At 31.2% G+C, this 11,418-nt stretch carries 5 protein-coding genes; all 5 read right to left on the minus strand.

Annotated elements, in window-relative coordinates; genetic code table 11:
- Nucleotides 1-22: 22 nt before the first annotated feature.
- On the minus strand, nt 23-2,878 hold the full coding sequence (locus Q0945_RS05565; RefSeq protein WP_299431722.1) for a glycosyl hydrolase-related protein: 2,856 nt from the start codon (nt 2,876-2,878) through the stop codon (nt 23-25).
- Nucleotides 2,879-2,942: 64 nt separating this feature from the next.
- Nucleotides 2,943-3,968 carry a LacI family DNA-binding transcriptional regulator gene (locus Q0945_RS05570; RefSeq protein ID WP_299431725.1) on the minus strand — a complete coding sequence of 342 codons (1,026 nt, stop codon included), beginning with the start codon at nt 3,966-3,968 and terminating at the stop codon, nt 2,943-2,945.
- Nucleotides 3,969-4,116: 148 nt separating this feature from the next.
- Complete coding sequence (gene fucP, locus Q0945_RS05575; RefSeq protein ID WP_299431728.1) at nt 4,117-5,427, minus strand: L-fucose:H+ symporter permease; 1,311 nt, start codon at nt 5,425-5,427, stop codon at nt 4,117-4,119.
- Nucleotides 5,428-5,573: 146 nt separating this feature from the next.
- Nucleotides 5,574-9,605, minus strand: coding sequence for a two-component regulator propeller domain-containing protein (locus Q0945_RS05580; RefSeq protein WP_299431731.1), 4,032 nt, complete (start codon nt 9,603-9,605; stop codon nt 5,574-5,576).
- 15 nt (nt 9,606-9,620) lie between these two features.
- Entirely contained in the window at nt 9,621-11,414 is a 1,794-nt protein-coding gene (locus Q0945_RS05585) for a metallophosphoesterase (protein WP_299431734.1), read from the minus strand.
- Nucleotides 11,415-11,418: the final 4 nt, after the last annotated feature.

Consider the following 11,418-nt stretch of genomic DNA (forward strand, 5'->3'; position numbering starts at 1 on the left):
TAATTTAATTACAAAATATTAATTAGTTGTTTAGTAGAATCTTATAGGTTTCAATAGCGTTGTTACCTAAATCAATTTTTATATTCTTACCATTTACATCAAGTGTTTTAACTTCCTCTTCAATTAAATTTGTTTTAATCACTTCTGAAGCTGCTTTAGGTAAAGTAATTGTTGGTTGACTATTTTTCCCATCAAGCTCAACAAGTCTTAAAATAAGTGCATTTTCATCTTCCGCTTTTTTAATAGTACTAACGCGTACCATAGGGTCTGAAACGTTAAAGAAGCTATGACTTGTAGGTAAAGTTCCTGAATAGTTTTTCTTGTCTTGTTTTACAACTTGTAATGGGTGGTTTGAACCATTTCCAAATTGATAAGACGTTTCATCATTGGCTTTATTTGATGTTATTGAAAACTCAAAATGATGATCTCCTGTTTGATGGTACCAATTCCCTTCGCCGTGGCAACTTTTATGTGATGCCATAAGAATACCTTGAAGCACTGTATATTCTACCGATTCTCTCGTTGGATCTATCCAGTCTGCTAATGAAACATCCGTAGCTAAGGTTACTTGAAAACCATCTTTTTCTGAAGAAATAAAATTCATTACTTCTCTTGGATGAATCTCTACAGGTTTTTGATCGTAAGTTCCACCCCACGCCCACCCGCGTGGTGCTTCTTTCATTTCTGACTTTCCTACTTCTGCAATTGCAAGAGGTACTTCATATTTAATTGTGGAATCTTCCATATCTAAAGGTAGCATGAATCTAAACTCACGATTGTGAGTACCATCCCAGTTTAAAATATCAACTGAAAAATCGATTTTTTTAATATGGTGATGCACTTTTACATATTGAACAATATCTGCATGTTTAAACTTAACCTTGTTTTTATACTCGGTATAAACTGCCCCATCACTTACTATTTCCCAATTTGATTTATGTTGACTTGTTTTATTAAAACCGTCCATTTTAGGTTCTGTCATTTGGGTAAACTCCCCTGCACCATTACCATCATATTTCATGGTAATAATATCTCCACCAGTAAATCTTGTTGTTTTCACTACTTCTTTATTTAACTTCTTATCAAACAAATAAGTTAAACCACCATCTCCTAATCGTAATGTGTAAAATTCGTTACTTAGTGCGTTAGGGGATACCGTTTTTTTAATCTTAACTGATTTTTTTCCTTTTTTTAAGTAAAATGTAGCATATCCTAAAGATGGAATGTTCGGAGCCACAAACTCCAGTGTTCTTTTTCCGTCTCGTTTCGTTATCTGTGAAGCAACAGCTGTTCCATTAGCATCAACAACGTAATAATTTGAATTGTCTTTTAAATCTACAGTTGCAGTAGTGGTTCTTGCCCAAGAAAGGTCGTTATAAACAACAATGGCATTGTTGCGGTTGGTTTTTACTTTTTTAGTGATTGATTGAAGTGATTTTTCAATTAATCTATCTGCTTCAGAAGCAGCAAATTCTAATTTAGAACGAAAAATACTATCGGTTATATGTCCGTTCTTTCCTCCCCAACCATGATCTGGATAAATGGATTCTTCAAAGGCATTAGAAATTGCTTCTGTTGGATAATTATTAAACGAATCATTTAAAACGGCATCTATTGAAGCAAAAATTTCTGCTGAAGGCAATAAACGTCCTGCTTTTCTTGAAGCAGTAATTGCTTTTGCATGTCCAGGTCCATGAATGTAAGACCATATATTTGGTCTTTCCCCAGAAATTGTTTCAAAAACGGCATCTGGTGTTTTTACTTCATTCATTAATGCGGTTACCGTAGAATGCCTTAGTATTGGCATTTTTACACCTGTTTTCTTTATAATAGCATTCCATTCAGACACAATATTCCCATAATTTGCAGGTCCAGCAGCGTCGTTACTAATTAATATAGCAAAATGAGGTGGCAGATTTCGTTCTTTATAATAATCTCCCCACATTTTTACTCTTGATTGTAATTTGTGCATTGCCTCAATGGCATCTTGTTCAAAAAGTTTATAAAACATAACAGCCCAGCCATAATTCCCTGGGCTATATGTTGGTATTGATGAACCGTCGGGGGAGTACCAATTATAAAAACCTTCTTTCATTCTCGAAACAAATAAGTTTTCTACACCAGATTTTGCTAGTATTTGAGGAAACTGTAGCGTTCTTCCTGGTACGTCTGTATTAAAAGCGGTAACCACATCGTTACCTTCAAAATTCTTTTTAAGCCAACGTCTTCCAAAATACATTTCTCGAATCAATTGTTCATCGGTTTGCATCCCTTCATAAGGTTGATTGTAGGTTGCTCCCCACGTAAATCTTCCTTCGTTAGAGCGTGTCATAACCTCTTGCTTTCTATCTGGAAACTCTTCAATAAATTCTTTAAGGTTTAGCGTTTGTTCCATTCCAAAATGAAACCCTTTATCGTCATGCATGATGTCTAAGGCTGGCGCAATAATATCATGTATACGTTCATGTCTACAATGGCCAGGTGTATCCATCCACGCTATATCTTGGTGTGATGAAGAAATAACATGAAATGTACCTTCTTCAAAATACCCCCAGTCTGTTGTCACTAAAGGTGTGAATAATTGCTTTGTAGTATACTTTCTAGAAGTACCAACGAATGTCATGCTTTCTGGAGTTCCAAAAACTGGCAACCAAAGCCACGCTTTACCATCTTCATATTTAACCTCTATTGTTTTACCACTTTCTAAAACTACTTTTTTATAATGTTGATGCTTCTCAACATCTAAACTTGCTTTAGCTAATAAATTTCCGGTAACCTCTGTATATTCATAAGGTTCTACGTAATTAATGTTGATTGTTTTTTGTCCAAATGCAAAACTAAAAACTAGCATTAGGATTAAAATTGAGTGTTTTTTCATTACTATTAATTTTAATTATATTTTCACTAAATCGGTTTAGTTATTGATTAAAAAATTATTTTACTCATAATAATTGACCACAAGATTCTCTTATTTCAAGTTTTGTTTTTAAGACAGTTGGCTTTATGTCTTGCTGAACTGTGCTTTCAATTTTATTTAATAATATTTCTATGACTGAACAACCTATTTCTTTAATAGGCTGAATTACCGCTGTAATTGGTGGCTCAACAATATCAAAAGCACTTAACTCATCAAAACTAACAATTGCTACATCTTGCGGGACATTTATATTTAGTTTTTTAAGTACTCTTAATCCTTGTGAAGCCAAATAATGCGTTGCAAATACAATAGCATCAACAGGCGTTGAACTTAATATTAATTTTGATACAGCCTTTTCAATTTCCTCTAAATATGCTTCGCGCTCAATTTCAATTATATACTCTTTTCTTGATTCAATATTAAAACTTTTCAATGCATCATTATATCCCAAAAGTCTTTGCGCAATAGGTTCTAAAGCTGGTTTCAATGTTATCAACCCTATTTGTTCTCTGCCTAAATTTAAAAGGTGCTCAGTAATTTTTTTAGTGCCTAAATAATTATCAACTACCACATAATCGGTATCCTTATTAGGGTAATGTCTATCAAACAAAACAAAAGGAAACTTCTCTTTTTTTAAAAAATCAATTTCTTTTTGATTCTTCTGCGTAGATGCTATAATTAGTCCATCCACTTGCCTATTTAACATTGACTGTATTAGCTCTCCCTCCTTTTCAGAATCTTCATAAGAACTACTAAAAAGTACTGTGTACCCTTGTTCTTTTGCTTTCCTTTCAATTACACCCGAGACTTTAGAATAAAATGTATCTGAAATATTAGGAATAATTAAACCAATAGTTTCACTCTTACCTCTACTTAGCCCACGTGCTAATTGATTTGGAATATAGTTATGCTTTTTAGCATATTCTACAATTTTTTGTTGGGTGACTTGACTTATTTTGTTTTCGTCTCCTTTACCATTTAAAACTAGTGAAACCGCCGTCTTGGAAACGTTTAAATCATTTGCAATATCCTTTAGATATACTTTTTTCATTTACAGAGACTAAATCGGTTTAGCTTTAACTATACAAATAAAGTTAATTAGATTTAATTATCCTAAAAAATTGCTTTTAAAATTTAACACATACAAACCAACTACACAAAATTATTGTTTATTGGCCTTCTTTTATAAATTGAAAAAATTAAACTACTACCCGTTTGCAATTCACAAAATAACCGTACCATGAAATATATAAGAAACACAACAATGGTAATATAAATGAAAAGTTAACCTCTGAAACACCTAATACTTTAGTATCAGATACGCCATTACCTCCCAAATCTATAATCATGCCTTGCAATTTTGGCATTAATGCTCCGCCAACAATAGCCATAACTAGTCCTGCTGACCCAACTTTTGATTGCTCTTCAGTTAAATCTCCAAGTGCAATTCCATATATTGTTGGAAACATTAAAGACATACAAAACGATACGCCAACTAATGCATACAAACCAACTAAACCTTTTATAAAAATTGTTCCTAACACAAAGCCCATAGCCAATAAAGCAAAAAGCATTAATAACTTGCCAGAACTAATAAATCGTAACATATAAGTACCAATAGCTCTCCCTAATGTAAACAATATAAATGCAGCCATTTGGTAATATCCAGCTGTTACACTATCCATTCCAATAGCCTCTGCGTATTGATAAATATATGTCCAACACATTATTTGAGCGCCTACATATAATATTTGAGCTAAAACACCTAAAATATACTTATTATTCTTAGCTAAATTGGCAAAAGTATCACCAATACTAGGCATGCCTCCTTCGGCTTTAGATTGCGGCATTTTACTAACAAAAAATAAAATAAAAACACCTATAAGTACAAGTCCAAGAATTACATATGGGTTTCTAATTACTAATAGATCTGAAGTTTTTATTAATAACTTGGAGGCTTCTTCAAGGGCACTAAAATTATCTATATCATCAGATTTTAAATTTTTTAAAACAAACTGTTGCGCAACAAATAATCCAAGAATCAATCCTACAGGATTAAATGCTTGAGCTAAATTTAATCGCTGTGTTGCTGTTTCTTTGGGACCCATTGCTAGAGCATAAGGGTTTGCAGCAGTTTCTAAAAATGCTAAACCAAAAGTTAAAATATACAGACCCAAACAAAAAAACCAAAACAGTTCTGTTGTCGCAGCAGGATAAAACAATAAAGCCCCGACGGCATATAAACCTAAACCAATTAAAATTCCCGTTTTATAAGAATATTTTCGCATGAATATAGCTGCTGGTAAAGCCATACAAAAATATCCGCCATAAAATGCCATTTGCACCCATGCAGCCTGAGAGTTTGAAAGTTCTAATACTTTTTTAAAGGCTTGTACCATTGGATCGGTAACAGCGTTTGCGAAGCCCCAAAGTGCGAAAAGTGATGTTACTAATACAAAAGGCACTAACATATTTTTAGGTACAACTTCAAATTTTTGTTTTGAATTCATATGTTCACTAATAAGTTTTAAAGTTTTGTTTTAGAAAATCAAATATCGCATTTAGCTAATTATTGCATACAGACATATTAGTCAAATACATGGATATTCACAAAAGAATCGTTTTTTATTAATGGTATTTTAAACTTAAAAAGCTTCTATTTTATTAGTTTACTTGGAGCATACCCAAACTGCTTTTTAAAAACTCTGCTGAAATATAATGGGTCATTAAACCCAACCATATCTGATACTTCAGATACATTGTAGTTTTTAGTCTTTAAAAGTTTGGCTGATTTTTTTAAACGAATTGTTCGGATGAATTCGTTTGGCGATAAATCTGTTAATTGTTTAATTTTTCTATATAATTTTGAAGAACTCATCGCCATTTCTTCTGAAATAAAACTTGGCGATAAATTAGGCTCATTTAAATTAGTCTCAATTACCTCTTTAATTTTAGACACTAAATCAATATCAATCTGAGAATGTGCCAAGGTCATTACATCACTTTCTGCGACTCCTGAAAATCGTTGTTTTAAATCAAAATGAATTTTTATAACATTGTCTATTCTCGATTTTAATAAGGTAGGGTCAAATGGTTTTACCAAATAACCATCTACACCTATTTTATAGCCCTTAATCCTATTTTCATTTTCTGCTAAAGCTGTTAGCAAAATAACTGCAACGTGACTTATATTTTCATCACTTTTCAAAGCTTCTACGAATTTAAAACCATCCATAATGGGCATCATAACATCTACAACGCACAAAGCAGGTTTTATCTTTTTACATATTTCTAAACCTTCTTTTCCATTTTCAGCTTCATAAACTGTATAAAATTCAGATAAATAGCCTACTACGTATTTTCTTAGTTCAGAATTGTCTTCTATTACTAAAACTTTATGTTTAATATTTGTATTTAAACTTAAACTCGTACTATCTGTTTTACTTAAAGCTAAAGGTGCCTCAATTATGATTTCATTTGTCCCTTTCTGAATATCTTCATTATCTAATTCTTGAATTTCATCTATAGTAAACGCATTTTTATAAACAGGTAATTCAATGGTAAAAACACTTCCTTTTTTTGTAGCGCTTTCTACCTTTATAGCACCTTTATGAATTTCGACTAGAGCTTTAACTAAGGAAAGACCTATACCTGTTCCAGTGGTACTTTTCATACTGTTTTTAGCTTGGTAAAATCTTGAAAATATTTTCTCCTGACTTTCAAGTGGAATACCAATACCGTCGTCACTAACTTCAATAATTAAGGATTTCTTTTTTTTGCCTCCAATACCAATAAATAAATCTACATTCCCATGATTGTTTGTAAACTTCATGGCATTTGACAAGAGGTTGTAAAGTATTTTATTCAACTTATCTATATCTACCCAGCATATAATTGAATCATCTTCGGTATTAAAATTGAAGTTTATATCTTTAGATTGCGCTAGTTCTATAAAAGAATAAAAAATGCTTTTAGTACTCTGTATAACATCAACTTCAGAAACTTTTAATTTTAATTCTCCTGTTTCTGCTCTTCTAAAATCTAGTATTTGATTTACAAGCCTTAAAAGCCTATTTGCATTTTGATGAATTAATCCTATTTTATGTTTTAATTGCTGTTCTTCACCCTGTGATTTTAACAATTGTTTTGCAGGACCTAAAATGAGGGTTAATGGTGTTCGCAATTCATGAGAAATATTTGTAAAAAACCGTAGCTTTTCGTTATTCAATTTCTCATCTCGTTCTCTTTTAACCTTTTCAAGTAAAAGTTCTTGCTTTAGTTTAATTCGATATTTTATCTGCTTTCTTAAAAAATAAATGAGTACTGATAGCAATATTAAAACTATAATAAAGAATTGATATGTTAACCAAAAAGGAGGAGCTATTGTTATATTATAAGATGAAATTTTACTCCAATAACCATTATTGTTTGAAGCTTTTACTTTTAGAATATAATCATCTGGATATAAGTTTGTGTACTGAATAGTTCTTGCATTGCTTGGAGTAGTATTCCAAGTATCATCAAAACCTTCTAATTTATATTCGTATGTATTTAAACGTTCATTGGCATAAGATGGTATTGTAAATTTTATTGAAAAATTACGATTCCGATATTTTAAATCAACCGCATTATCATAGTTTAAATCTTTATTAAGCACTATTTGGTCATCAATTTCAATTCCCGGTAATACTTCCTTGTTTTGTATTTTAAATTCCGTTATTAAAGGTTTAGGTACATTTGTGTTTTCCTTTATATCAATAGGCGAGAAATATATAATATTCTTATCCCCTCCTATATAAATTCTAGTATTATCATATTGTAAAAAACCACGTTTATTAATAAGATTAGAACGCACACCGTTATTAATATGAAATGATCTATACTCATTTTTTTCAGGAACATATTTTACTATTTTATTGTAGTTCATGTTTAGCCATAAACAACCATGAACATCGGTAGTCATATCTGTTATCCAGCTATTTTTCAATTCAGTTGGATCTTCTTTAACAAAAAAATCATCTTTTAAAGGATCGTAGAAATTGAGTCCTTTTCGTGTTCCCGCCCAAATTATTCCTTTACTATCAATAATAATATCTTTTACTTTATTGCTAGATAGTCCTTTTTTATTTTCCTCAGATTTATAATGCCTTGTTTCCTTGTTAGCAATATTATATTTAATAATACCTTCCTCTGTAGCCAACCATAAAATATTTTCGTTATCAGGAACAATTTTATTGATGTCTTGCATGGCATCTAACTCTGGATTAATTTTGGAAAACGTTTTTTTATTTAAGTCGAACTCCATTAAACCTTCACCAACAGAACCTATTAATAATTTTGTGTCAGATAATCTATAAAACGTTGATATTGGAGATGATTTAAAACCAACATCTAATTCTTTGAGTTTGTTTGTTTTTATATTATAATTCAGAACTTTTCCATTCCATAATCCAATAAAAAAATCAACATTGTTAGTTGTATAAATACTACTAATTTTTTTATATTTTTTTAATATTTGACTAAATTGATTTCCATCTTTAATGTATAATCCATTAGAGTGAGTTCCTACTAACAATTTATTATCATAGATTTTTGCAAAAGAGCTTATCACTGGAATATTGCCACTTGAAGTAAAATTTGCCTTTATGGATTTAAATTGATTTTCGTAAGGATCTAATTTATCTAAGCCATTCTCAGTACCTATCCATAGTATGCCAGATTGATCAAAAAAAAGTGAAAGAATATAGTTATTTACTAAAGAACTTGTGTTTCTAATATCTGGAACATAACGGTTAAATGTATTGTTTTTTATGTCATCAATACTTTCACATTCTATAATACCATTAAGTGTTCCAAACCAGTATTTCCCGTCTGGTGCTATAGTGTAACATCTAAAATAATCTGCAGAATTATCTTTATGAATCAGGCTAAATTCGTTATCATTATTATCAAATTGATATAATCCATCTTTTGTTCCTACATATAAGTCATGCAACTTATCTTCTAAAATAAAATACGCATCCGAATCATTAATAAACGCTTCTTTTTTTGGAGATAGTTTATAATTTTTAAAATTAGATATATTATTATTTTCATCTATGGTAAGACTAAAAACACCTTTATTAAAAGTTGTAAACCATATTTTACCATCGCTAGTCTGATAAATTGACCTTATATTCTTAGCTCCATCTGCATTGACTTTATAAAAACGTTCTTCTTTTTTATTAAAATAACATATTCCATTTTGCATGGTGCCCACCCAAAGTCTATCTGAGTTATCAATAAAAATAGACCTGATTTTATCTCCTACAATTGCATTCTTCTTTTTTTTATTGCTATGATACGTTTTAAATGTATGTGTTGGAATATTGTATTTAGTTAAACCAAAGTCTGTTGCAATCCAAAGATTATCGTGCTTGTCTGCAACAATCTCTAAAATATCATCACTATTCAGAAAATTAGGATCATCAACTTTAACTTCAAAGGTTTTAAAATCGTAACCGTCAAACCTGTTTACTCCTCCAAATGTACCAATCCACAAAAAGCCTTTGCTATCTTGTACAATAGACCTTACTGAGTTGTGAGATAGTCCATTTACTTCATTATAATGTTCAAAAACGAGCTCTTGAGCACTTGTTATGCAAGTACTAATAAAAATGAAAAATATAAACAGGCTATTCGTTTTCAAATTGGTGCTCGATATTTAGTTAACTATAATTTTGTGCTCTTCTAAATTTATCACAAAATTTTCAGATGGCTCGCCATTTAAAAACTTTTTAAAGATGAAGCAAAACTGATTGAAGTCTTTTTGTCTATTAGAAGGTGTTTTTAAATGCTGAAATTTATCCTGAAACAGTTCAATGATTTGTTTGTAATTATCTAATCTTTTTTCTCCAATATCACTAAAAGCAAGAGCATCGGCAGAACGTAAACGGTATAAATCAAAAAGCATATCAAAACCCGTCCAAGTTTTAAATTCAGTATTATTTTTAGTATCCTCTGAAGCAAACTTTAGTAAATCCTCCCCTGTTGCTTCTACTAGAAAATCGGTAAAAGAAATATTCCAATCTTCTTCTAAAAATCGTAATCGCACCAATTCTTTTAAATGAAATTGCGTAAAATCTTTATAACTTTTGGCTTCTAAAATAGCGGAATCCCATACTGTTTTTGAGTTATTCTTTTTCAAATTTTGATGTTCTTGTTTGTAAAGGAAAAATAACTCCCTAAACCTAGGAACACTATCCACTACAATAGTTTCTATTTTAAATTCTTTGGCTGATACAGTTGCAATTTTATACGCTGGAATATATGCTGCTAATGATGGAATTTGAAAGTTTACCAAACTACCACTTTTAAAAGTTGCTATGCCCGTATCGTTAATATGCATGTGCCCGCCAAAATGGACTTTTACACCAGCATTTACAAAAGCTTTTGCAACAACTTCTTTAGGTACTCTGTGCAATTGCATTTTAGTTTCTCCTAATAAATTTTGAATGTGTTCCGAGGCACCATCATTAAAATCTACAGTTGGATAATGACTAAAAACAATTAGTTTTTTATTTAACTTTTCTGCACGTTGTGTAACAGTTTTAATCCAATTTAACAAGTGTTTTTTATGCGTTAAAACATTATTATAACCAATACTTGCACTACCATAATTTTTTGAATTCTTTGGCACATAAACATTCGCATCGATAGCTAAAAACCAAAGTCCATCCGTGGGTTCTACTAAATAACTTACATCTGGAATTTTGTTGCCAAAAGGCGGAATTTCATAATTTCTGTTCAATAAATCGGCCTGTTGTATTGCCTCATTAAATTGATAATTTGAATACGTATAATCTGAAAACGGTGTTTCCCAATACACATCTTTTTCCTTTGGGAAAAAGCCAAAATCCTTTAATTCGGAAAGTATTTCCTTATACCCCAACTTAGCAATGTCTTTGGTGAAAATGGGGTTCAATTCTTGATTTTCTTCAGCTTTAAATGCTTTCTCGGAACTAAAAATAGGTTGTTGTTTTCCGCCTTCTCCAAGAAAATCGTATTTACCCGACTCTTGGTAAAACGGGCGCACAGGGTCATGATTTCCTGTTGTAAGTATAAACTCAATATCATGCGTTTCTGAATACTTTTTTAATATCCGTTTTAATCCTTTTATGTTAAGCATTTGTCCGTCGTCACTAAAATCGCCTGGTAGTACTACATATTTTATGTTTCGAGACGCTACATCATCTAAAGCAGCTAAAAAAGCAAAATAGTTTTCGTTGAATAATCGCGTAGATTGCAATTGCGATTGCATGGTTCTTGCCAAGGTATATTTGCCTGTTGCTGAATTTAAAACACCTTTATACTCATTATCTGAAAACGTTCCGTAAATATCTTGCAAATGCACATCTGCCATAAAAGCCACTTTAAAACTCTTATCTATTTTTCCTTGCTTCTCATTACAAGTAAACAATAGCAAACCAATAAAAATGACACTAAGTCTTTTGAACATTTAG

Origin of the sequence: uncultured Maribacter sp. (assembly GCF_947500405.1) — a bacterium.
In the GTDB taxonomy this organism is placed as follows: domain Bacteria; phylum Bacteroidota; class Bacteroidia; order Flavobacteriales; family Flavobacteriaceae; genus Maribacter_B.